This window comes from Paracoccus sp. FO-3 (assembly GCF_006386455.1).
In the GTDB taxonomy this organism is placed as follows: domain Bacteria; phylum Pseudomonadota; class Alphaproteobacteria; order Rhodobacterales; family Rhodobacteraceae; genus Paracoccus; species Paracoccus versutus.
The window spans coordinates 17,960-38,732 of the sequence record NZ_VCBQ01000020.1; the positions used below are offsets into that span (position 1 = coordinate 17,960).

Below are 20,773 nucleotides of genomic sequence, written 5' to 3' on the forward strand. Positions count from 1 at the left end.
GAGCCCGCGAAAGCCCCCATGCCCCGCATCGACCGCTACATCCTGTCGCAACTGCTGACCCTGTTCGGGTTCTTCGCGCTGGTGCTGGTCTCGGTCTATTGGATCAACCGCGCCGTCTCGCTGTTCGAGCAGCTGATCTCGGACGGGCAGACGGCGCTGGTGGTGCTGGAGTTCACCGCGCTGACCCTGCCGCTGGTGATCTCGGTCGTGCTGCCGATCGCGGCCTTCGCGGCCAGCGCCTATGGCACCAACCGGCTGGCCTCGGAATCCGAGCTGGTGGCGATGCAGGCGACGGGCATGTCGCCCTGGCGGCTGGCGCGGCCGGTGCTGGTCTTTGGCGTGCTGGTCGGGCTGATGGTGGCGCTGCTGGTCCATGCCGTGGTGCCGATGGCGCGCGGACGGCTGGCCGACCGCCAGGCCGAGATCGCGCAGAACGTCACCGCGCAATTCCTGCGCGCCGGCGCCTTCCAGTATCCGGTGCAGGGGGTCACGCTTTACATCCGCGACATCGCGGCGGACGGGCGTCTGGTGGACTTCTTCCTCGAGGACGCCCGCGACCCGGGCAGCCAGACCACCTATACCGCGGCCGAGGCGCTGCTGGTCAGGACCGACGAGGGGCCGCGGCTGGTGATGATGCAGGGCATGGTGCAGGACCTGCGCCACGCCGGCGACCGGCAAAGCCTGTCGGTGACGCGGTTCTCCGAACTGGCCTATGACCTCGGCACGCTGATCGACACGGGCGCCAGCCGCAAGCGCGACCTGCGCGCCTATTCGACGCCGCGGCTGCTGGATCCCGACCCCGAGCTGCTGGCCGCGACCGGCGCCACCCCCGACCGCGCCCTGGCCGAGGCGCATGAACGGCTGGCCAAGCCCTTCCAGGCGCCGGTGGCGGCGCTGCTGGGCTTTGGCATGCTGCTGCTGGGCGGCTTCAGCCGCTTCGGCGTCTGGCGGCAGGTGATCTGGGCGGTGGTGGCGCTGATCGTGGTGCAGTTCCTCAGCACGGCGGCCGAGAACCAGGTCGCCGGCAACGCCGCGCGCTGGCCGCTGATCTATGTCTCGCCCCTGGTCGGCGCGGCGATCTGCGCCGCGGTGCTGTGGCTTGCCGCCCGGCCGCGGCGGCTGCGCGGCGCCGCCAAGGCGACCGCGGCAAAAGGGGGCGCGGCATGATCCTGTCCACCTATGTCGCGCGGCGCTTCCTGCGCATGCTGGTGATGATCGCGGCGATCTTCGGCGCCATCCTGTTCCTGATCGACGTGGTCGAGCAGATCCGCCGCTTCTCGGACGAGAATATCGGGCTTTCCGGCGCGGCGGGCCTGTCGCTGCTGAACATCACCGCCAGCTTCTATTCCATCCTGCCGCTGATCACGGTGCTGGCGGGGATCGCGCTGTTCCTGGGCCTGTCGCGCAGCTCGGAACTGGTGGCGATCCGCGCCTCGGGGCGTTCGGGCATCCGGGTGCTTTGCGCCCCGGCGATCACGGCGGCGCTGGCTGGGATGCTGGCGGTCGCGGTGCTGAACCCGATGGTGGCGGCGACGACCAAGCGCTATGACGACGCGGTCGCGCAGATGCGCAGCGGCGGCGGCCAGACCGTCAGCGTCGGCGACAATGCGGTCTGGCTGCGCCAGGCCCTGCCCGAGCTGGACGCGAACGGGGCCGAGACCGCGGGCCAGGTCGTCATCCGCGCCAGCCGCGCCAGCCCCGATGCCACGACGCTGTATGACGCAACCTTCATGGTGTATTCGCCCGAGACCGGGCCGACCCGCCGTATCGACGCCGCCACCGCGCGGCTGACCCAGGGCGCATGGGAGCTGACGGACACCAAGGAATGGCCGCTGACCCAGCCCAACCCCGAGGCCATGGCCCGCACCGCGCCGCGGCTGGAGCTGCCGACCGACCTGACCGCCGCCCGCATCCGCGACAGTTTCGGCCGGCCCGAGGCGATCCCGGTCTGGCAGTTGCCGACCTTTATCCAGGGGCTGGAGCGGGCGGGCTTTTCCGCCCAGCGCCACAAGGTCTGGTTCCAGATGGAACTGGCCCGGCCGCTGCTGATGGCGGCCATGATCGCCATCGCGGCGGTGTTCACCATGCGCCACATGCGCGGGCGCCGGATGGGGCTTCTGGTGCTGGGCGCCTTCGGCTGCGGCATCGCGCTGTTCTTCCTGCGCAACCTGGCGCAGGTGCTGGGCGACAACGGCGGCATCCCGCCGGCGCTGGCCGGCTGGGCGCCGCCCGTCGTGGCGCTGCTTTTCGCCCTCGGGGCACTCTTGCGGCTGGAGGACGGTTGATGGCGCGCAGGCACAAGGGACGCAAGACTGCGAAAACGGCGCGCGCGGCGCTGCTGGCGGCCATGCTGCCCGGCATGGCGCTGGGGCAAAGCCTGACGCCCGAGGGCCAGACCCTGCCGGTCTATGACCAGCCCGAAGAGGTGCCGCAGGGCCCCGCCGGCCCGGCGCTGGCCCCGACCGAAAGCCCCGATGACAGCGCCCGCTTCGCCGACGGCACCGAGGCGTCGCAGACGCCCCGCGTCGCCGCCCGGTCCGGCGGCCTGCGCATCACCGGCAGCGAGGCCGAGGGCACCGGCAGCCCGGCCACGCTGCTGGCCGACCAGGTCACGCTGGGCGCGGACAACCGGCTGACCGCCTCGGGCGGGGTGGTGATCTGGTATCGCGGCGCGCGGCTGGTGGCCTCGCGCGTGGTCTATGACAACGAAACCGGCGCGGCGTTGATCGAGGGGCCGATCCACCTGACCGAACCGGCCCGCGCCGGCACGCCCCAGGAAACCATCCTGATCGCCGACAGCGCCCAGCTGGACCCGAACATGCAGGACGGCATCCTGCGCGGCGCCCGGCTGGTGCTGGCGCGCGAGATGCAGATGGCCGCGCGCGAGATGCGCCGCAGCGAGAACGGCGCCGTCACCCGGCTGGACAATGTCGTCGCCTCCAGCTGCCAGATCTGCGCCGAGAACCCGATCCCGCTGTGGGAAATCCGCGCCCAGGCCATCACCCATGATGCGCGCACGAACAAGCTGCATTTCGACCGCCCGCAGCTGCGCGCGCTTGGCCTGCCCATCGCCAGCCTGCCCTGGCTGACCGCGCCCGATCCCAGCGTCGAGCGCATGACCGGATTCCTGCGGCCGCAGTTCCGCACCACCTCGGGGCTGGGGTTCGGCATCAAGCTGCCCTATTTCGTCACGCTGGGCGATCATGCGGACATCACGCTGACGCCCTATGTCGCCGTTTCGCGCACCCGCACGCTGGAGCTGCGCTATCGCCAGGCCTTCAGCAACGGCGCGATGGAATGGAACGGCGCCATCTCGCGCGACAGCATCGAGCAGGGTCGCACCCGCGGCTATCTGTTCGGCGGCGCGCGGTTCGAGCTGCCGCGCGGCTACATGCTGGGCTTGCAGATCCAGATGGCCAGCAACCGCGCCTATCTGCTGGATTACGACATCTCCAGCGCCGACCGGCTGTGGAGCGGGCTGACGCTGGACCGCGTGCGCCGCGACCGCATGATGATGGCGCGGATCGGCAATTACGAATCGCTGCGCGAGGACGAGGCCGATGAGTTCACCCCCTCGGTCGTCGCCGATGCGCTGTGGAAGCGGCGCTGGACGCCCGGCCGGATCGGCGGCATCGCCAGCCTGGAATGGTCGCTGCACGCCCACCGCCGCTCGTCCTCGCTGGATCGCGACGGCCGCGACATGGCGCGCGGCTCGGTCGCGCTGGACTGGTATCGCAGCGCGATCCTGCCTGGCGGGCTGGTCGGCACGGTCGAGACCCGGCTGGACGCCGATTTCTACCGCATCAACCAGGACAGCGATTATGACGACTGGGTGGTGCGGGCCGATCCGGTGCTGGCGGCCGAGCTGCGCTGGCCCTTCGCCCGCCATTCCGGCGGCGTCACCCATATCGTCGAGCCGGTGGCGCAGCTGGTCTGGTCGCCCGAACGCGACGCCGAGGACAAGGTGCCGAACGAGGACAGCCAGCTGATCGAATTCGACGAGGGCAACCTGTTCGCGCTGAACCGCTTTCCGGGCTGGGATGCGCGCGAATCGGGCTGGCGCGCCAACCTGGGCATCGGCTGGACCCGGATCGACCCGGCCGGCTGGTCCATCGGCCTGACCGCCGGGCGCGTCTTTCGCGACGAGGCCGACGCGGCCTTCGAAAGCGGCGCCACCGATCCGGGGTTCTGGGACGGCGGCCCCTTGGGCGGCAAGCGCTCGGACTGGCTGCTGGCGGCGCATTACTCGGGGTCGAACGGGCTTGCCATCGCCAACCGCGCGCTGTTCGACGACGGTTTCTCGATCAGCCGCAACGAGCTGCGGCTGGGCTGGTTCAGGCCGGGACTGCAGGTCTCGGCCGGCTATCTCTGGCTTGATTCGGATGAAGGCGAAAGCCGCGACAAGGATGTGTCGGAACTGACCATGGCCGGGGGCTGGCAGGTCGCGCCCGGCTGGTGGGCCACGACCGAGACGCGGTATGACTTCACCGCCGATCGCGCGCAAAAGGCGCAGCTGGGCCTGGAATACCGCAACGAATGCATAACCGTCGAAATGTCGGTCGAGCGGCGCTTTACCTCATCGGAAGAGGTGCGGCCGGACACCCGGCTGGACCTGGGCATCCGGCTGGGCGGCTTCGGCCAGCAAAAGCCCGGTCCGGGAACGGTGGCGCGCCGCGCCTGCCTGCGCTAATGTCCGGCGAAACCATGCGGCGAGGGAGCTGATGCGGCGAATTCTTCTGGGGGCGGCCATGGCCGCGATGCTGGCAGCAGGCGGGGTGGCCCCGGCCTTTGCGCAGGGCAATCCGTTCCAGCCGCTGGTCTATGTCAACGATTCGGCCGTCACCCGCTATGAGCTGGAACAGCGCATCCGCTTCCTGCAGATCCTGCGCGCGCCCGATGCCGACCGCGCCTCGGCCGAGCAGGCGCTGATCGACGACCGGCTGCGCCTGTTTGCCGCGAACCAGATGGGCATCACCGCCAGCGACGCCCAGATCGACGCCGGCCTGGCCGAGTTCGCCGGCCGCGCCAATCTTGGCGTCGAGGAATTCACCCGCGCCCTGGCCCAGGCCGGGGTCGAACAGCAGACCTTCCGCGATTTCGTCGCCGCCGGCATTGTCTGGCGCGAGGTGGTGCGCCAGCGCCTGGTGCCGCAGGTCCAGGTCAGCGACGCCGAGCTGGACCAGGAAATGCAGCGCCTGATCGAGACGCCGCGCATCACCCATGTCGCGCTGTCCGAACTGATCATCCCCGCGCCGCCCGGCCAGGAGGCGCAGGCCATGGGCCTGGCGGAATCGCTGGTGCAGAGCGTGCGCTCGGAGGCGGATTTCGCCGCGGCGGCGCGGCAGCATTCCGCGACGCCCTCGGCCGAGGAAAGCGGGCGGCTGCCCTGGATGCCGCTGGAGAACCTGCCGCCCTCGCTGCGGCCGATCATCCTGTCGATGAAGCCCGGCCAGATCAGCCAGCCCCTGACCGTCGAGGGCGCGGTGGTGCTGTTCTTCCTGCGCGACAGCCGCGGCGCGCTGCGTCCCGGCGCCAGGGAACAGGTGCTGGACTACGTGCGCTTCCGGCTGGCCAGCCTGGCCGAGGCGAACCGGATCGCGGCGCTTTCCGACAGCTGCGCCGATCTTTTCGTCCATGCCCGCGGCCTGCCGCCCGAGCAGATCCAGCGCCAGACCCTGCCGCAAGGCCAGATCCCGGCCGCCGAGGCGCTGCGGCTGGCGGTGCTGGACGACAATGAGACCTCGGTGGTCAGCCAGGGCGGCGCGGCCGAATTGCTGATGCTGTGCAAGCGCCAGTCCGCGCTGCTGGCCTCCGGCGCCGCGGCGGAGGCGCCGGTGGCGGTGGCGGTGACGGCCGAGGGCGAGGCGGCCGCCGCGCCCGATCCCGACACGCTGCCGGACCGTGAAGAGATGCGCAGCCAGATCTTCAGCCGCAAGGTCGGCCAGGCAGCCGACAACTACCTGGCCGAGTTGCGGGCCAATGCAATCATCCGGCGGCCTTGAGCCCGGTTGAGCCACCGGGGGCGCTTCGCCCCCCGGACCCCCAGAGGGTATTTGGGAAACGGAGAAGATGACTGAAGCCCGCCCCATCATCCTGACCTGCGGCGAGCCGGCGGGCGTCGGGCCGGAGCTTGCGCCCAAGGCGCTGGCCTCGGGCGTGCCCTTCGTGTTCCTGGGCGATCCGCAGCATCTGCCCGAGGGCACCGCCTGGGCCGAGGTCGCGGCGCCGGGCGAGCCGGTGGCCGAGGGCGTGCTGGCGGTGCTGCGCCATGACTTCCCGGCGCCGGCGGTGCCGGGCCGGCCCGATCCCGCCAATGCGCCGGCGGTGGTCGAGGTCATCGCCCGCGCGGTCGACCTGGCCATGTCCGGCGCGGCCGGCGGCATCTGCACCCTGCCGATCAACAAGGAGGCGCTGAAGCGCGGCGCCGGCTTCGGCTTTCCCGGCCATACCGAATATCTGGCGCATCTGGCGGGCGACGTGCCGGTGGTGATGATGCTGGCCTCGACCCGTGTCGAGCCGCCCTGCCGGGTGGTGCCGGTGACGATCCACATCCCGCTGTCCGAGGTGCCGCTGGCGCTGACGCCCCTGCGGCTGGAGCAGGCGATCCGCACCACCGATGCCGCGATGCGGCGCGATTTCGGCCTGGCGCAGCCACGGCTGGCCATCGCCGGGCTGAACCCCCATGCCGGCGAGAACGGCGTCATGGGCGACGAGGAAGCACGCTGGATGGTGCCCCTGGTCGAGCGGCTGCGGCGCGAGGGGTTCGACCTGCGCGGGCCGCTGCCGGCCGATACCATGTTCCATCCGGCAGCACGGGCGCGTTACGACGCAGCGCTCTGCGCCTATCACGACCAGGCGCTGATCCCGATCAAGACGCTGGATTTCGCCGGCGGGGTGAACGTGACCCTGGGCCTGCCCTTCGTGCGCACCTCGCCTGATCACGGCACCGCCTTCGACATCGCCGGCCAGGGCATCGCGGATGCGCAAAGCGTCGTCGCCGCCCTGCGCATGGCGCATGAGATGGCGGCGCGGCGATGAGCGCCATCGACGGGCTGCCGCCGCTGCGCGAGGTGATCGCGCGCCATGAGTTGCGCGCCAAGAAGCAGCTGGGGCAGAATTTCCTGCTGGACCTGAACCTGACCGCCAAGATCGCCCGCGCCGCCGGCGACCTGACCGGCTGCGACGTGATCGAGGTCGGCCCCGGTCCGGGCGGGCTGACCCGCGGCTTGCTGGCCGAGGGCGCGCGGCATGTGCTGGCGATCGAGAAGGACGCCCGCGCCCTGCCCGCCCTGGCCGAGATCGCCGCCGCCTATCCCGGCCGGCTGGAGGTGATCCATGGCGATGCGCTGGAGGTCGATCCGCTGGCGCATCTGTCGCCGCCGATCCGCATCGTCGCGAACCTGCCCTATAATGTCGGCACCGAATTGCTGATCCGCTGGCTGACGCCGGCAGCCTGGCCGCCCTTCTGGCAGTCGCTGACGCTGATGTTCCAGAAAGAGGTGGCCGAGCGCATCGTGGCGCAGCCGGGCGGCAAGGCTTACGGCCGGCTGGCCGTGCTGGCGCAATGGCGCAGCGAGGCGCGGGTGGTGATGACCCTGCCGCCCGAAGCCTTTGTTCCCGCGCCCAAGGTGCATTCGGCGGTCGTCCACCTGACCGCCCTGCCCGAGCCGCGCTATCCGGCCGATCCGGCGGTGCTGAACCGGGTGGTGGCGGCGGGCTTCAACCAGCGCCGCAAGATGCTGCGCGCCTCGCTGAAGGGGCTGCATCCCGAGATCGAATCGCTGCTGCTCCAGGCCGGCATCGCCCCCACCGCCCGCGCCGAAGAGGTCGGGCTGGAGCAATTCTGCGCGCTGGCGCGGGGCCTGGCCGCCGCGCCGCGCTGAGCATCATTCGCCGGAGGCGCTTTCGGCCTGGGTCTTTGCCGTCCTGGCACCCTGTCCGCGGCCGGTTTTCGCCGGGGGCTTGGCACCTTCCTCGGCCGGTTTCTTGCGGCTGCGCGGCGCGGCCGTCCCGGTGGTGCGGCTGCTGCGCCGGCGCGCCGCAGGGGCGGGCTCGGCGGCCGGTTCCCCGGCTGCCGCGTTCTCGGCGGGGGCCGGTGCGGCCGGGGTCGGTTCGGCAGGGGTTTCGGACCGGACGGCGCTTTCCGGGGTTTCCACCGGGCCGGCGGCATCCTCGTCGGCAGCGATCACCGGCGGCAGCCCGGAATCGGCGGGCGCGGCGGCGGGCTGGGCGCGTTCTTCCGCGCGGGGGGCGGGTTGCTGGCGTTCCTCGCGGCGGTCATCGCGACGCTCGTCGCGGCGATCCTCGCGCCGGTCGTGACGGTCCTGGCGGTGGCCGTGATGGCCGTTCTGGCCATTGCCGTTCTCGGACGCAGCCGAGCCATTGCCGTCCTGGGCATCGTCGTCGCGGCCCTGGTGCTGGTGGCCCTGGCGCTCGGCCTGCTCGCGCTGCGCCTCGCCCAGCATGCGGGTGTAATGTTCTGCGTGCTGAAGAAAGCTCTGCTCGGCCACCCGGTCGTTGGAAAGCTGGGCGTCGCGGGCGAGCGTCAGGTATTTCTCGATGATCTGCTGGGGCGTGCCGCGCACCTTGCCCTCGGGGCCCGAGGAATCGAAGACGCGGTTGACGATATTGCCCAGCGAACGCTGGCGGTTCGACTTGTTACGCGAACGGGATTTGGATGATCTCATCAGCTTGTTGTCAGTTTATGTCCGGCAAGGGCCGGCTAAGGTTGGGGTCATTCCGAAGGCGGGTGTCAGCGCAGGCGCAGCGTTTGCTCCGGCTCCCGCGTCACCAGTAAAACTGGATTATCTGAGTATGACTGACCCGTGCGTGGGCGGTGCGCCCCCGTCACAATTGCGAATAAACACGCCGCAGCGCCGCTTACAAGCGAAAATTTCGTCAAAAGCCGCGAAAGGCGCGGAAGCTTGCCGGATCAAAGCGGCTTGCGGGCGGCGACGACCCGGTCGCGCCCATCCAGGTCGGGCAGGATCCGGGGCTCGGCCAGCCCGGCTGCGCGCATCAGCGCCGCCACGGCCGCGCCCTGCGTGGGGCCGATCTCGACCATCAGCCGGCCGCCGGGCGACAGATGCGCGGGCGCCCCGGCGGCGATGGCGCGATAGGCGGAAAGCCCGTCCGCCCCGTCGGTCAGGGCCTGCCGCGGCTCCCATTCCCGAACCTCGGGCGCAAGCTGCGCCATCTCGTCCAGCGCGATATAGGGCGGGTTCGAGACGATCAGGTCGAACTGCCCCGCGACCGAGGCGAACCAGTCGGATTCAAGGAAATCCGCACAAACCCCCACGGTCCGGGCATTTTCCCGCGCCACCTCCAGCGCGGCGGCCGAGATGTCGGTGCCAAGCCCGCGCGCACCCGGCCGCTCGGCCAGAAGCGAGATCAGGATCGCCCCCGTGCCGGTGCCCAGGTCCAGCACCGAGGCAAAGGGTCCGGCCAGCGCCGCCTCGACCAGGGTCTCGGTTTCCGGGCGGGGATCGAGCGTGTCGCGGGTCACGCGGAACTCGTGCTTCCAGAAGGCGCGGCGTCCCAGGATCTGGCTGACCGGCTGGCGCGCGGCGCGGGCGGCCAGGGTTGCGTCGAAACGTCGCAGAGCCTCGGGCGGCAGCGGCGCAGCCAGCGCGGCAGCCAGGTGGTGGCGCGGCAGGTCCAGGGCATGGGCCAGGAGCAGCCGGGCATCCTCGGCCGCGCCGGGCACGCCGGCCTGGGCGAGTCGTGCGGCGCCTTGCCGCAGGGCCTCGGCCCCGGTCATGGAATCACGCGCCCTGCGCGGCCAGGCGCGCGGCCTGGTCGTGCGCGGTCAGCGCCGCCACGATCTCGCCGATCTCGCCCTGCATGATGCGGTCAAGCGCATAGAGCGTCAGGCCGATGCGGTGATCGGTCATCCGGCCCTGCGGGAAGTTGTAGGTGCGGATGCGTTCCGAGCGGTCGCCCGAGCCGACCTGGCTCTTGCGGTCGGCGGCGCGCTCGGCATCGGCGCGCGACCGCTCCATGTCGTAAAGCCGCGCGCGCAGCACGGCCATGGCATTGGCGCGGTTCTGGTGCTGGGACTTTTCCGAACTGGTCACGACGATGCCGGTCGGCAGGTGGGTGATGCGCACCGCCGAATCGGTGGTGTTGACGTGCTGGCCGCCGGCGCCGCTGGCGCGCATGGTGTCGATGCGGATGTCGCTGGCGGGGATGTCGATATCCACCGCCTCGGCCTCGGGCAGCACGGCGACGGTGGCGGCGCTGGTATGGATGCGGCCACCCGATTCCGTCTCGGGGACGCGCTGGACGCGGTGGACGCCCGATTCGTATTTCAGCTTGGCGAAGACCCCCTCGCCCTCGATCCGCGCCACCGCCTCGCGCACGCCGCCCAGGTCGGATTCGGCCAACTCGAGCATCTGGAACTGCCAACCCTGCGATTCGGCAAAGCGGCGATACATGGCCAGCAGGTCGCCGGCGAACAGCGCCGCCTCTTCGCCGCCGGTGCCGGGGCGAATCTCCAGGATGGCCGGGCGGGCATCGGCGGCGTCGCGCGGCAACAGCGCGATGCGCAGCGCATGTTCCAGCTCGGGAAGCGCGGCGCGCAGGCGCGACAATTCGTCCTGCGCCAGCTCGCGCATCTCGGGATCGGCCAGCAGGGCCTCGGCCTCGCGGATGCCGTCCTGCGCGGCGCGCCATTCGCCGATCTGCGCGACCACGGGCTTCAGTTCCGCATATTCGCGGCTGATCGCGGCGATTTCCTCGGCCGCCGGCCCGGCGTGCAGCCGCGCTTCGAGATATTCGAAACGCGCGACGATCTGGGCAAGGCGGTCTTCCGGCAGCATTTGATGCAATTAGCTGTTGAGCCGCGGGCCGACAAGGCGGAACCTTGCAGGCATCTGACCCAGATCAAAGCAAGGCCGGCCGTCTTGGTGCAGATTGCTGCAAGACGCGCCCACCAAGCCAAAGGAGGCCCCACGTGAAACTCGTCCCCTTTCTGACAGCGACGAGTCTTGCCCTGTCCGCTCTGCCGGTCATGGCGCAGACTGAAGCCATCGACAACGGCGCCCTGCGCGAGGAAGCCAAGGGGGTGTTCGAGGCGATTCCCGAAAAGATGACCGCCATCAAGCAGACCGAGGACAATCCCGAAGGCATCCCTCTGACCGCCGAGAAGATCGAACTGGGCAAGGTGCTGTTCTTCGACCCGCGCATGTCCAGCTCCGGGCTGATCTCGTGCCAGACCTGCCACAACGTCGGCCTTGGCGGTGTGGACGGCCTGCCGACCTCGATCGGGCACGGCTGGCAGAAAGGGCCGCGCAACGCCCCCACCATGCTGAACGCGATCTTCAACGCCGCGCAATTCTGGGACGGCCGCGCCGGCGACCTTGCCGAACAGGCCAAGGGTCCGGTCCAGGCCGGGGTCGAGATGAGCAACACCCCCGACCAGGTGGTCAAGACCATCAACTCGATGCCGGAATATGTCGAATCCTTCAAGGCCGCCTTCCCCGACGAAGCGGACCCGGTGACCTTCGACAATTTCGCCATCGCGATCGAGCAGTTCGAGGCCACGCTGGTCACGCCCAACAGCGCCTTCGACCGCTTCCTTGCCGGCGACGATGCAGCGATGACCGACCAGGAAAAACGCGGGCTGCAAGCCTTCATCGAAACCGGCTGCACCGCCTGCCACTATGGCGTGAACTTCGGCGGGCAGGACTATCATCCCTTCGGCCTGATCGCCAAGCCCGGCGCCGAGGTGCTGCCCGCCGGCGACAGGGGCCGCTACGAGATCAGCCAGACCGTTGACGACGAATATGTCTTCCGCGCCGCGCCGTTGCGCAACGTCGCGCTGACCGCGCCCTATTTCCACTCGGGCGTGGTCTGGGATCTGGCGGAAGCGGTGCAGATCATGTCCTCGGCGCAACTTGGCACCGAGCTGACCGATGAGCAGGCCGACGACATCACCGCCTTCCTGGGCACGCTGACCGGCGATCAGCCGGTGATCGACCACCCGATCCTGCCGGTGCGCACCGACTCCACGCCGCTGCCCACGCCGATGTAAGGCGCGGCAGGCGAGACACGAAAAGGGGCCCTCGCGGGGCCCCTTTTGCTTGCGGTCCGGCCGGCGGATCACTCGGCCTTGACGGCCTCGACGGTGATCTTGATCTCGACCTCGTCCTCGACCGCCGGGGCGAACTTGCCCAGGTTGAACTCGGAACGCTTGATCTCGGCCTCGGCATCGAAGCCGGCGGCCTCCTTGCCGGTCATGGGATGGGCGGCAATCTGGTTCAGGTCGACATCCAGCACCACCTGCTTGGTCACGCCGTTCAGCGTCAGATCGCCGGTGACCTTCGCCTCCTTGTCGTCCTCGGGCTCGACCTTGGTCGACTTGAAGGTCGCGACGGCGCCGCTGGCATCGGTGTTGAAGAAATCCGGCCCGAACAGGTGCTTGTCCAGCTCCTCGGAGACGGTGCGCAGCCCGGACAGCGGGATGGTCGCCTCGACGCTGGAATTGGCCGGGTTCTCGGCATCCAGCGTCAACTTGCCGGTGACGCCGTTGATGATGCCGGTGCTGCTCGAAAAGCCCATGTGGTTGTATTCAAAGACGACCTGGCTGTGCGAGGGGTCGAAGTCATAGACCACGGGCTCGGCCATCGCGGCACTGGCGCCAAGCAGGCCGATCGCGGCGACAGGGGCGAGGATGGATTTCATGCTGAACTCCCGATTGAAAAAGATCATGATGGTTCTGCCAGAAAATGCCCGCGCATCAACAAGGGTTTCCTGACATTTTCGTGTTTCGCCGCAGCGCGGAAACAGTATCGCCGCAGGGGCGACTTTCCGGGGTTTCCGGGCATTTATCCTTGCATTCCCCGGCCTGCCCGCTATAAGGCCGCATCCTTCCGCAAATGCGAAACCGGCGCAGCCTCTCGTGGCGGGGCGCGGAAGGGCTGTCCCGCCGTTGAAGTGCGCCCCGATGAAAGGTGCAGACATGCCGCTTTACGAGCATGTGCTGATCGCCCGCCAGGACCTGTCGAACGCGCAGGCCGAGGGGCTGATCGAACATTTCTCGACCGTGATCGCCGACAATGGCGGCAAGGTCGTGGACAACGAATACTGGGGCGTGCGCACGCTTGCCTACAAGATCAACAAGAACCGCAAGGGCCATTACGCCTTCCTGCGCTCGAACGCCCCCTCGGCCGCCGTGCAGGAGATGGAGCGCCTGGCCCGCCTGCATGACGACGTCATGCGCGTGCTGACCGTCCGCGTGGACGAGCACAAGGACGGCCCCTCGGTCCAGATGCAGAAGCGCGACGAGCGCGAGCGCGGGGATCGTGGCGACCGCGGGGATCGCGGCGAGCGTCGCGAGCGTCGCGACCGCGACGACCGGAACTAAGGGAAAGGAACCAGGATCATGGCCAACAAACCCTTCTTCCGCCGCCGGAAAGTCTGCCCCTTCTCGGGCGACAACGCCCCCGCCATCGACTACAAGGACACGCGCCTGCTTCAGCGTTACATCTCGGAACGCGGCAAGATCGTGCCCTCGCGCATCACCGCCGTCTCGGCCAAGAAGCAGCGCGAACTGGCGCGCGCCATCAAGCGCGCCCGCTTCCTCGCCCTGCTGCCCTATGCCGTGAAGTAAGGAGAGACGATCATGCAAGTCATCCTGCTGGAACGCGTGGCCAAGCTGGGCCAGATGGGCGAAGTCGTGAAGGTCAAGGACGGTTTCGCGCGCAACTACCTCTTGCCGCAGGGCAAGGCGCTGCGCGCCTCGGACGCCAATATCCAGGCGTTTGAAGCCCGCAAGGCCGAACTCGCCTCGCGCAACGACGAAACCCGCGCCGAAGCCGAAAAGACCGCCCAGAAGCTCGACGGCCAGACCTTCGTCATCATCCGCTCCGCCTCGGACGCGGGTGCGCTCTATGGCTCGGTCACGCCGCGCGACGCCGCCGATGTCGCTAATGCCGAAGGTTTCGCGATCGAGCGCCGCCAGGTCGTCCTGACCGCCCCGATCAAGGATCTGGGCCTGCACGAGGTCCGCGTGCATCTGCACCCGGAAGTCGATGTCATCATCAAGCTGAACGTCGCCCGCTCGCCCGAAGAGGCCGAGCTGCAAGCCTCGGGCAAGTCGATCCAGGAACTGGCCGCCGAAGAGGAAGCCGCCGCCGAATTCGAGATCGCCGAGCTTTTCGACGACATCGGCTCGGCCGGCCGCGACGAGGACGAAGCCGCGAACTGATCGCGCCTTTGCCGGAACAGGGAAAACGCGCCGCAACCGGCGCGTTTTTTCATGCCCGCATGGCAGCACCCCTTGCTTGCGCCGCGGGTTCGGCGGAACATTCGCCGGGCTGCGGGGTTGAAACGCAAAGCGCCCTTCGCCAGAGGATTTGCCGGCATGCATCACCAGGACGACCAGCCGCCCATCACCCGTACCCCGGCCGACGAGACCAGCCAGACCCGCTTCGGTCCCCGCCCGGTCCCCGAGGGGCATCGCCGGCCACCGGGCCCGGTGGAATCGCGCCGCATCCCGCCGCATGGCGATGTCTCGCCCGACGGCAGCCATCCATGGCCGCGCCCCTCGCGCGGGGCAAAATGGCTGGTCTGGGGCGGCACCGGGCTGGTGGCCGCGACCTTGACCGCCGGCACGGTGATCGCGGCGCGGCACCTGATCGACCTGGTCTCGGACGACGACGGCCCCGCCCGCCCGCGCGGCGCAGGCACCCCGCGCCAGGCCCCGAAAGCCCCGCACGAGCCCAGGCCCAAGGCGCAACCCGCCCGGCCTGTCCCGCAGGGCCGGCGCCGCCCGCCGCGGCAAAGCCTGCTGCAAGAGGTCGAGGCCAATACCGCCAACCTGACCAGCGGCGTCGAGAACGTGATGCAGGCGCTGACCGCCGCCGTGACCGGCTTCCGCTCGGTCGCGGGCCAGGCCAGCGCCATCGTGCAGGAATTCGGCGATGCCGCGGCGATCATCCGCGACATCATCGACCGCAAACCCGCGCCGCAACCCCGCAAGCCGCGCCGCGAGGCGCATATGCCGGACCTGCGCGACGACCCGCTGCTGCACGACCCGATGGAGGGCCCGGACCCCGGCGGCCCGGCCGATCACGACCCGCGCCTTCACCGGCTCTGACGCGGAACGGCCCTTGACCAGCCGGTGCCGCCAGCAGCGCGCTGCGGCTCGGCTGTCCGGCTTCTTCGTTGCATAAATACCCATCTGCGCCACCGCGCCCCGCGCCCCGCCCTGGCCAGCGGGGCGCGGCAATGAAAAAGGCCGCCCCCGCGGGACGGCCCTTCTTTTCGCGGCAAGGCAGCGGATCAGAGCTGATCCAGCGCCTCGATGGCCTTTTCCAGCTCTTCCTTGGTCACGGATTTCTCCGAAACCTTGGCGCCCTCGACGATATGGTCGACGACCTTGTCCTCGAAGAGCGGCGCGCGCAGCTGCTGCTGCGCCTGCGGGTTCTGCTGGATGAACTCGAAGAAGGCGCGCTCCTGGCCGGGATACTGACGCGCCTGGCGCAGCACGGCCTGGGTCATCTCCTGGTCCGAGACGGTGATCTCGGCCTTCTGGCCGATCTCGGCCAAGAGCAGGCCCAGGCGGACGCGGCGCTCGGCAAGCGTCTTGTGCTCGTCCGTCGGCTCGATCTCGCCATGGTTATGGCCATGCTCCTCGGGGTGTTCCTCGTGCCAGAGCTGGTGCGCGATCTGATGCGCCTCGGCCTCGACCAGCGAATCGGGCAGGTCGAACTTGACCAGCTCGTCCAGCTTGTCCAGCAGCGCACGCTTGAGAACCTGGCGCGAGGCGCCCTTGTATTCCGCCTCCAGCCGCTCGCGGATCTGGCCCTTCAGCGCGTCCAGGCTTTCGGCGCCGAATTTCTTGGCCAGTTCGTCGTCGATCTCGGCCGCTTTCGGGGCCTTCACCGCCTTGACGGTGGTCTCGAAGATGGCGTCCTTGCCGGCCAGGGCCGGATGGCCGTAATCCTCGGGGAATTTCACCTCGACCTTGATCTCGTCGCCGGCCTTGGCGCCGACCAGCTGTTCTTCGAAGCCGGGGATGAAGCTGCCCGAGCCCAGCACCAGCGGATAATCCTCGGCCGAGCCGCCCTCGAAGGCTTCGCCGTCGACCATGCCCTTGAAGTCGATCACGACCTGGTCGCCGTCCTTGGCCTTGGTGCCCTTCTTGCGGTCCTCGAAGCTCTGGGCGTTCTTGGCCAGGTTCTCCAGCGCCTCGGTCACCTGCTCCTCGCTGGCCTCCACCACCAGCCGCTCCAGCTCGACGCCGGACAGGTCGGTTTCCGGGATGGCGGGCAGCGCCTCATAGGCGACGGTGACGACGACATCGTCGCCCTCTTTCCAGGTCTCGCCGTTGACCATTTCGATCTTGGGCTGAAGGGCGGGACGGTCGCCCGATTTCTCCAGGTGGTCGCGCAGCGCCTTGTCGATGGCCTCCTGCATGGCATCGCCCATGATGCGCTGGCCGAACTGCTTCTTCAGCAGCGCCATCGGCACCTTGCCCTTGCGGAAGCCCTTCATCTCGACCTCGGGCTGGGCCTCTTTCAGCTTCGCATCCACCTGCGCCGCCAGATCGGCCGCAGGCAGGGTGAATTCATAGCCCCGCTTCAGCCCTTCGTTCTGGGTTTCCTTGACCTGCATTTGTCTTCCTTCATCCACGAACCATCGTGCGGGTCCGAGGCATTACAGCCTCGCCGGCGCCGGAACCTGCCGTCCCGCGCCTCCGCCTGTTTCAGCGCGCTAGCTATGGGATTTCGGCCCGCATAGCAAGGAGGAAGGCGGGAATCGCCGCCCTCCCGCCGGGTTTCGCGCGCCGTCGCAAGCCGCGCGCCGCCAGGTATCCTGCCAGAAACCGCCCAGCCCCCCCGCCCCCGACGCGAGAGCGAAAAGCGCCGCCACACCTCTTGGTTGAATTGTGCATTATCGCCTCATCCACCCTAGCCCATGCGCCCGGATCGGTTGACGCAAGGGCAACCGGGATGAGCGATCTTCCGCCAGGAGGCCCGTCTTGCAGCCGCAAGTTGCAGCCGCCGGAATATCAACGGACTGCCATTATTAGGTCAGCAAACGCAACCTAACTTATGGATATATTCCCTTCCCCGCCCCGGCGGTGCATACAGGCATCGTTGCGTAAGCGGTTGTTTGTTAACCTCGGTAAACGGTTCTTTGGTCATGTGTTCAAAACTGACCGGGCGGGTGCGCATCCTTGTTCCCGCCCGGTTGTGCGCCGGCAAGGGATTGCGGGATTCCCTCTGTCCTGGTTGCGTCATTATTGGGCATGGTTCGGCCCGACTCGCCCCTGGCGATTCCCGCATCTGGATATATCAGACAAAAAGGTCGAAACCGGCCCCCTCTCGCAGCAGGGTCCGGTCGGCCTTGAATCGACATTGAAACGGCAAAGGCCGCCCCTGCAGGCGGCCTTTTCGCATGGGGTCCGCCGCGGGCTCAGCCGCGCGCGCGCACGACCTGCAACAGCGGCATGACCTCGGACATGTCCGGCCCATGCGCCTGGCCGGTCAGGGCCTTGCGCAGCGGCATGAACAGGCCCTTGCCCTTGCGGCCGGTCGCCTGCTTGACCGCATTGGTGAACTCGCCCCAGGTCGCGTCGGTATAGGGCGGCGGCGGCAGCAGCTTCATCGCCTCGGCGATGAAATCGGCGTCCTCGGGATCGATCTGCGGCTCGGCCCCCTGCGAGAAGATCTGCCACCAGCCGGCCAGGTCGTCCAGCCGGGTGATGTTCTGCGAGGCGACGCGCCAGAACCGCTCGGCCAGCTCGTCGGGCACGCCAAGCGCGGCGATGCGGTCCCTGACCTCGGCAAGGGGGCGCGACTGGTTCGCCTCGCGCGTCAGCGGCCACAGATCCTCGGCGTCGAACTTGGTGGGCGAGGCGCCGAATTGCGACAAGTCGAACCCTTCGGCCAGTTCGTCCAGCGACATCCGCAGCTCGACCGGCTGCGACGACCCCAGCCGCGCCATCAGCGACAACAGCGCCTCGGGCGCCACGCCGCTTTCGCGCAGGTCGCGGATCGACAGCGTGCCCAGGCGCTTGGACAGTTCCTCGCCCTGCGCGCCGGTCAGCAGGCTGTGGTGGGCAAAGGCCGGCGGCTCGGACCCCAGCGCACGGATGATCTGGATCTGCGTCGCGGTATTGGTCACGTGGTCGGCACCGCGCACGATATGGGTCACGCCCATGTCGGCGTCGTCGACCGAGCTGGCGAAGGTGTAAAGCACCTGCCCATCGGCGCGGATCAGCACCGGGTCCGAAACGCTGGCCGCGTCGATCGAGATCTCGCCCAGGATGCCGTCGGCCCATTCGATCCGCTCCTGGTCCAGCAGGAAGCGCCAATAGCCGGCGCGGCCCTCAGCACGCAGGCGGTCCTTGTCCTCGGGCGAAAGCTTCAGCCCGGCGCGGTCATAGACCGGGGGCTTGCCCATGTTGAGCTGCTTCTTGCGCTTCAGGTCCAGCTCGGTCGGGGTCTCGAACACCTCGTAGAGCCGGCCGGCGGCGCGCAGCCCCTCGGCCGCCTGGGCATAGCGGTCCAGGCGGTCCGACTGCCGCTCGATCCGGTCCCAGGTCAGGCCCAGCCATTCCAGGTCGCGCTGGATGCCGTCGGCATATTCCTGCTTGCTGCGCTCGCGGTCGGTATCGTCCAGGCGCAGGATGAAGGTGCCGCCCGCCTTGCGCGCGATCAGATAGTTCATCAGCGCCGTGCGCAGGTTGCCGACATGGATGTGGCCGGTGGGCGAAGGGGCGAAACGGGTGGTGGTCATGGGAGGTCTCCTGTCGGCTTCGCTCTTTCACAAACGGCGGTTTTTGTCCATATCGGGACCAAAGACAGAGGTAAGCCGATGCTGGACTGGAAGAATGCCGAGGCCCCCGACGCGGCCATGATCGAGGAACTGGCGCGCGAGGCCATCGCCGGCCTGCCGCCGGCATTCGCCGGTCCCGCCGCCCAGGTGGTGCTGCGCATCGAGGATTTCGCCAGCGAGGAATTCCTGGACGAGCTGGAGATCGACGACCCGCTGGAGCTGACCGGGCTTTACGACGGCGTGCCGATGACCGAGAAATCGCCCAGCGACCCGCAGCATTTTCCCGACACGGTCTGGCTGTTCCGCCGCGCCATCCTGGACGAATGGGCCAGTCGCGGGGACGTGACGCTGGGCCAGCTGGTCGCCCATGTCGTGGTGCATGAATTCGCCCATCACTTCGGCTGGTCCGACGACGACATCGCCGCGATCGACCGCTGGTGGGAATGATGGAGCAGGCGCCGATCCTGACCATCACGCTGAACCCGGCGCTGGACGTGACCACGGGCGTGCGGCAGGTGGTGCCCGACATCAAGCTGCGCTGCGAAGCGCCGCGCTTTGATCCGGGCGGCGGCGGCATCAACGTCAGCCGCGCGATCCGCGCCATGGGCGGCGACAGCACGGCGCTGGTCGCGCTTGGCGGCGCCACCGGGCAGCGCATCGCCGAACTGCTGGCGGAAACCGGCGTCCCGCTGATGACCCTGCCCGCACCGGGCGAGACGCGGCAGTCCCTGACCGTGGACGACCGCACCATCCGCCAGCAATACCGCTTTGTCATGCCCGGCCCGGAATGGTCCGCGGCCGATGTCGAGGCCGCGCTGGAGGCCGCCGCCGACGCCGCCAAGCCCGGCGCGCTGGTGGTGCTGTCCGGCTCGAACCCGCCGGGCGTGCCGGCGGGCTTTGCCGCGCTTCTGGCCGAGCGGCTGCGCGGGACCGGCGCGCGGCTGGTCGTGGACACCTCGGGGCCGGCGCTGGCCGAGGTCGCCGCCGCCACCGACCGCCGGGTCGAGATCCTGCGCATGGACGACGAAGAGGCCGCGGGCCTGGCCGGCCATCCCCTGCCCTATCGCGCCGACACCGCGGGTTTCGCGGCCAGCCTCGTCGCCTCGGGGGCGGCGCATGGGGTGATCGTGGCGCGCGGCCGCGACGGCAATATCATCGCCACCGACCAGGGCATCTGGCATGCCGAGGCCGCGCGGGTGCAGGTGGTCAGCAAGGTCGGCGCCGGCGACAGCTTCCTTGCCGGCTTCACCCTGGGCCATGCCCGCGGCTGGCCGGTCGGCGAGGCGCTGGGGCTGGCGGCCGCCGCCGCCTCGGCCGCGGTGCAGACGCCGGCGACCGAGCTGTGCCGGGGCGAGGATGTCGAGCGGCTGTTCGCCGCCCGCGTGGTGACGCAGATGCGGGGGCCGCGCTAGCCGCGGCCGTCCATGCGCACGAAGTCCAGCACGCTGCCCTGCGCCGGGGCCAGTTCCGACCAGTCGTCGATCTGGAAATCGACGACCAGCGTCGCCGCCGTCGGATAGCGGCGGAAATCCGGGTCCAGCGGCGCGCGCGCCGGCAGCATACCGGCAAATTCTGCGATGCCGGGATTGTGGCCGATCATCATCACCGTCGGCGCCGAGGCGCTGCGGAGGATCTCCAGCATCTTCTCGGGCGCGGCGTGGTAAAGGCCGGGCTCGTAGCGGATATGCGGCCGCACCTCCAGCGGGGCCATGGCGATGCCGGCCCAGGTCTCGCGCGTGCGCTCGGCGGTCGAGCACAGCACTTCCTCGGGCTCGTAGCCGCGGCTGGCCAGCCAGTCGCCCAGCTCGCGGGCCGAGCGGCGGCCGCGCGCATTCAGCGGCCGATCATGGTCGGGCTGCGCCGGATCGTCCCAGGACGATTTCGCATGGCGGGTCAGGATCAGACGGCAGTGCCCGAGTGGAGTCATCGAATTGCCTTTTCGGCCATGCGGTTAAGATTACGCGACGTCGCCGAGCCTGCCATA

The 20,773-nt window shown here is 69.3% G+C and carries 20 protein-coding genes and 1 pseudogene; 14 read left to right on the forward strand and 7 right to left on the reverse strand.

The annotated features are described in order from the left end of the window. The first annotated feature begins 18 nt into the window (after positions 1-18). The 7 genes and pseudogenes from lptF to rsmA all read left to right on the forward strand — a co-directional run bounded on the left by lptF (position 19) and on the right by rsmA (position 7,883). The gene (lptF, locus tag FE811_RS07770) at positions 19-1,167 is read left to right on the forward strand and encodes an LPS export ABC transporter permease LptF (protein WP_036751744.1); all 1,149 of its coding nucleotides are present in this window, start codon (positions 19-21) and stop codon (positions 1,165-1,167) included. Next, positions 1,164-2,285, forward strand: a complete 1,122-nt coding sequence (lptG, locus tag FE811_RS07775) for an LPS export ABC transporter permease LptG (RefSeq protein ID WP_072461592.1) — start codon at positions 1,164-1,166, stop codon at positions 2,283-2,285. Before lptF ends, lptG begins: the two co-directional genes overlap by 4 nt. Further along, a complete protein-coding gene (locus tag FE811_RS07780) occupies positions 2,285-4,690 on the forward strand; it encodes an LPS-assembly protein LptD (RefSeq protein ID WP_072461563.1) in 2,406 nt (801 codons plus the stop codon). The genes lptG and FE811_RS07780 overlap by 1 nt, the downstream gene beginning before the upstream one ends. 19 nt (positions 4,691-4,709) lie before the next feature. Further along, a pseudogene (locus FE811_RS28210) lies at positions 4,710-5,111 on the forward strand (SurA N-terminal domain-containing protein); the annotation flags it as partial. A gap of 75 nt (positions 5,112-5,186) precedes the next feature. Beyond that, the gene (locus FE811_RS28215) at positions 5,187-6,002 is read left to right on the forward strand and encodes a peptidylprolyl isomerase (protein ID WP_255469689.1); all 816 of its coding nucleotides are present in this window, start codon (positions 5,187-5,189) and stop codon (positions 6,000-6,002) included. A gap of 67 nt (positions 6,003-6,069) precedes the next feature. After that, the gene (gene pdxA / locus FE811_RS07790) at positions 6,070-7,038 is read left to right on the forward strand and encodes a 4-hydroxythreonine-4-phosphate dehydrogenase PdxA (protein ID WP_116222892.1); all 969 of its coding nucleotides are present in this window, start codon (positions 6,070-6,072) and stop codon (positions 7,036-7,038) included. Next, positions 7,035-7,883, forward strand: coding sequence for a 16S rRNA (adenine(1518)-N(6)/adenine(1519)-N(6))-dimethyltransferase RsmA (gene rsmA / locus FE811_RS07795; protein WP_072461566.1), 849 nt, complete (start codon positions 7,035-7,037; stop codon positions 7,881-7,883). The genes pdxA and rsmA overlap by 4 nt, the downstream gene beginning before the upstream one ends. 3 nt (positions 7,884-7,886) lie before the next feature. Here the strand turns inward: rsmA and FE811_RS07800 are convergent, their stop codons facing one another. From FE811_RS07800 to prfA, 3 genes are all read right to left on the reverse strand, one after another. After that, complete coding sequence (locus tag FE811_RS07800; RefSeq protein ID WP_116222893.1) at positions 7,887-8,687, reverse strand: DUF4167 domain-containing protein; 801 nt, start codon at positions 8,685-8,687, stop codon at positions 7,887-7,889. Between the two features lie 245 nt (positions 8,688-8,932). Further along, positions 8,933-9,760, reverse strand: a complete 828-nt coding sequence (gene prmC / locus FE811_RS07805) for a peptide chain release factor N(5)-glutamine methyltransferase (RefSeq protein ID WP_116222894.1) — start codon at positions 9,758-9,760, stop codon at positions 8,933-8,935. Positions 9,761-9,764: 4 nt separating this feature from the next. Then, the gene (gene prfA / locus FE811_RS07810) at positions 9,765-10,820 is read right to left on the reverse strand and encodes a peptide chain release factor 1 (RefSeq protein WP_036751759.1); all 1,056 of its coding nucleotides are present in this window, start codon (positions 10,818-10,820) and stop codon (positions 9,765-9,767) included. Between the two features lie 191 nt (positions 10,821-11,011). Here prfA and FE811_RS07815 point away from each other — a divergent pair, with 191 nt between their 5' ends. After that, complete coding sequence (locus FE811_RS07815; RefSeq protein WP_052095761.1) at positions 11,012-12,034, forward strand: cytochrome-c peroxidase; 1,023 nt, start codon at positions 11,012-11,014, stop codon at positions 12,032-12,034. Between the two features lie 68 nt (positions 12,035-12,102). On the opposite strand, the gene FE811_RS07820 is transcribed toward FE811_RS07815, so the two are convergent. Next, entirely contained in the window at positions 12,103-12,684 is a 582-nt protein-coding gene (locus tag FE811_RS07820) for a YceI family protein (protein WP_072461593.1), read from the reverse strand. 277 nt (positions 12,685-12,961) lie between these two features. Between FE811_RS07820 and rpsF the strand changes: the two genes are divergently transcribed. From rpsF to FE811_RS07840, 4 genes are all read left to right on the forward strand, one after another. Then, the gene (rpsF, locus tag FE811_RS07825) at positions 12,962-13,366 is read left to right on the forward strand and encodes a 30S ribosomal protein S6 (protein ID WP_036751761.1); all 405 of its coding nucleotides are present in this window, start codon (positions 12,962-12,964) and stop codon (positions 13,364-13,366) included. Positions 13,367-13,384: 18 nt separating this feature from the next. Continuing rightward, positions 13,385-13,612, forward strand: a complete 228-nt coding sequence (gene rpsR, locus FE811_RS07830; protein ID WP_011747229.1) for a 30S ribosomal protein S18 — start codon at positions 13,385-13,387, stop codon at positions 13,610-13,612. A 12-nt stretch (positions 13,613-13,624) separates the two neighbouring features. Next, entirely contained in the window at positions 13,625-14,209 is a 585-nt protein-coding gene (gene rplI / locus FE811_RS07835) for a 50S ribosomal protein L9 (RefSeq protein WP_036751763.1), read from the forward strand. 156 nt (positions 14,210-14,365) lie between these two features. Further along, complete coding sequence (locus FE811_RS07840; protein ID WP_116222895.1) at positions 14,366-15,100, forward strand: hypothetical protein; 735 nt, start codon at positions 14,366-14,368, stop codon at positions 15,098-15,100. A gap of 185 nt (positions 15,101-15,285) precedes the next feature. Here FE811_RS07840 and tig read toward each other — a convergent pair whose 3' ends face one another. After that, complete coding sequence (gene tig, locus FE811_RS07845; RefSeq protein WP_036751768.1) at positions 15,286-16,620, reverse strand: trigger factor; 1,335 nt, start codon at positions 16,618-16,620, stop codon at positions 15,286-15,288. An 804-nt stretch (positions 16,621-17,424) separates the two neighbouring features. After that, complete coding sequence (gene gltX, locus FE811_RS07850) at positions 17,425-18,750, reverse strand: glutamate--tRNA ligase (RefSeq protein WP_116222896.1); 1,326 nt, start codon at positions 18,748-18,750, stop codon at positions 17,425-17,427. A 78-nt stretch (positions 18,751-18,828) separates the two neighbouring features. On the opposite strand from gltX, the gene FE811_RS07855 reads away from it, so the two are divergent. Further along, a complete protein-coding gene (locus FE811_RS07855; protein ID WP_036751772.1) occupies positions 18,829-19,236 on the forward strand; it encodes a metallopeptidase family protein in 408 nt (135 codons plus the stop codon). Next, entirely contained in the window at positions 19,236-20,201 is a 966-nt protein-coding gene (locus FE811_RS07860; protein ID WP_036751848.1) for a 1-phosphofructokinase family hexose kinase, read from the forward strand. The genes FE811_RS07855 and FE811_RS07860 overlap by 1 nt, the downstream gene beginning before the upstream one ends. On the opposite strand, the gene FE811_RS07865 is transcribed toward FE811_RS07860, so the two are convergent. Continuing rightward, entirely contained in the window at positions 20,198-20,716 is a 519-nt protein-coding gene (locus FE811_RS07865; protein ID WP_036751774.1) for a histidine phosphatase family protein, read from the reverse strand. The genes FE811_RS07860 and FE811_RS07865 overlap by 4 nt on opposite strands. Positions 20,717-20,773 lie beyond the last annotated feature (57 nt).

What these genes read in the sequence shown, in the direction of transcription:
- FE811_RS07780 (WP_072461563.1), top strand. Translation starts at nt 2,285, where the DNA reads ATGGCGCGCAGGCACAAGGGACGCAAGACTGCGAAAACGGCGCGCGCG.
- rpsR (WP_011747229.1), top strand. Translation starts at nt 13,385, where the DNA reads ATGGCCAACAAACCCTTCTTCCGCCGCCGGAAAGTCTGCCCCTTCTCG.
- FE811_RS28215 (WP_255469689.1), top strand. Translation starts at nt 5,187, where the DNA reads ATGCAGCGCCTGATCGAGACGCCGCGCATCACCCATGTCGCGCTGTCC.
- FE811_RS07840 (WP_116222895.1), top strand. Translation starts at nt 14,366, where the DNA reads ATGCATCACCAGGACGACCAGCCGCCCATCACCCGTACCCCGGCCGAC.
- gltX (WP_116222896.1), bottom strand. Translation starts at nt 18,750, where the DNA reads ATGACCACCACCCGTTTCGCCCCTTCGCCCACCGGCCACATCCATGTC.
- FE811_RS07855 (WP_036751772.1), top strand. Translation starts at nt 18,829, where the DNA reads ATGCTGGACTGGAAGAATGCCGAGGCCCCCGACGCGGCCATGATCGAG.
- lptG (WP_072461592.1), top strand. Translation starts at nt 1,164, where the DNA reads ATGATCCTGTCCACCTATGTCGCGCGGCGCTTCCTGCGCATGCTGGTG.
- prfA (WP_036751759.1), bottom strand. Translation starts at nt 10,820, where the DNA reads ATGCTGCCGGAAGACCGCCTTGCCCAGATCGTCGCGCGTTTCGAATAT.
- FE811_RS07815 (WP_052095761.1), top strand. Translation starts at nt 11,012, where the DNA reads ATGGCGCAGACTGAAGCCATCGACAACGGCGCCCTGCGCGAGGAAGCC.
- rpsF (WP_036751761.1), top strand. Translation starts at nt 12,962, where the DNA reads ATGCCGCTTTACGAGCATGTGCTGATCGCCCGCCAGGACCTGTCGAAC.
- pdxA (WP_116222892.1), top strand. Translation starts at nt 6,070, where the DNA reads ATGACTGAAGCCCGCCCCATCATCCTGACCTGCGGCGAGCCGGCGGGC.
- prmC (WP_116222894.1), bottom strand. Translation starts at nt 9,760, where the DNA reads ATGACCGGGGCCGAGGCCCTGCGGCAAGGCGCCGCACGACTCGCCCAG.
- rsmA (WP_072461566.1), top strand. Translation starts at nt 7,035, where the DNA reads ATGAGCGCCATCGACGGGCTGCCGCCGCTGCGCGAGGTGATCGCGCGC.
- FE811_RS07865 (WP_036751774.1), bottom strand. Translation starts at nt 20,716, where the DNA reads ATGACTCCACTCGGGCACTGCCGTCTGATCCTGACCCGCCATGCGAAA.
- FE811_RS07860 (WP_036751848.1), top strand. Translation starts at nt 19,236, where the DNA reads ATGGAGCAGGCGCCGATCCTGACCATCACGCTGAACCCGGCGCTGGAC.
- FE811_RS07800 (WP_116222893.1), bottom strand. Translation starts at nt 8,687, where the DNA reads ATGAGATCATCCAAATCCCGTTCGCGTAACAAGTCGAACCGCCAGCGT.
- tig (WP_036751768.1), bottom strand. Translation starts at nt 16,620, where the DNA reads ATGCAGGTCAAGGAAACCCAGAACGAAGGGCTGAAGCGGGGCTATGAA.
- lptF (WP_036751744.1), top strand. Translation starts at nt 19, where the DNA reads ATGCCCCGCATCGACCGCTACATCCTGTCGCAACTGCTGACCCTGTTC.
- rplI (WP_036751763.1), top strand. Translation starts at nt 13,625, where the DNA reads ATGCAAGTCATCCTGCTGGAACGCGTGGCCAAGCTGGGCCAGATGGGC.
- FE811_RS07820 (WP_072461593.1), bottom strand. Translation starts at nt 12,684, where the DNA reads ATGAAATCCATCCTCGCCCCTGTCGCCGCGATCGGCCTGCTTGGCGCC.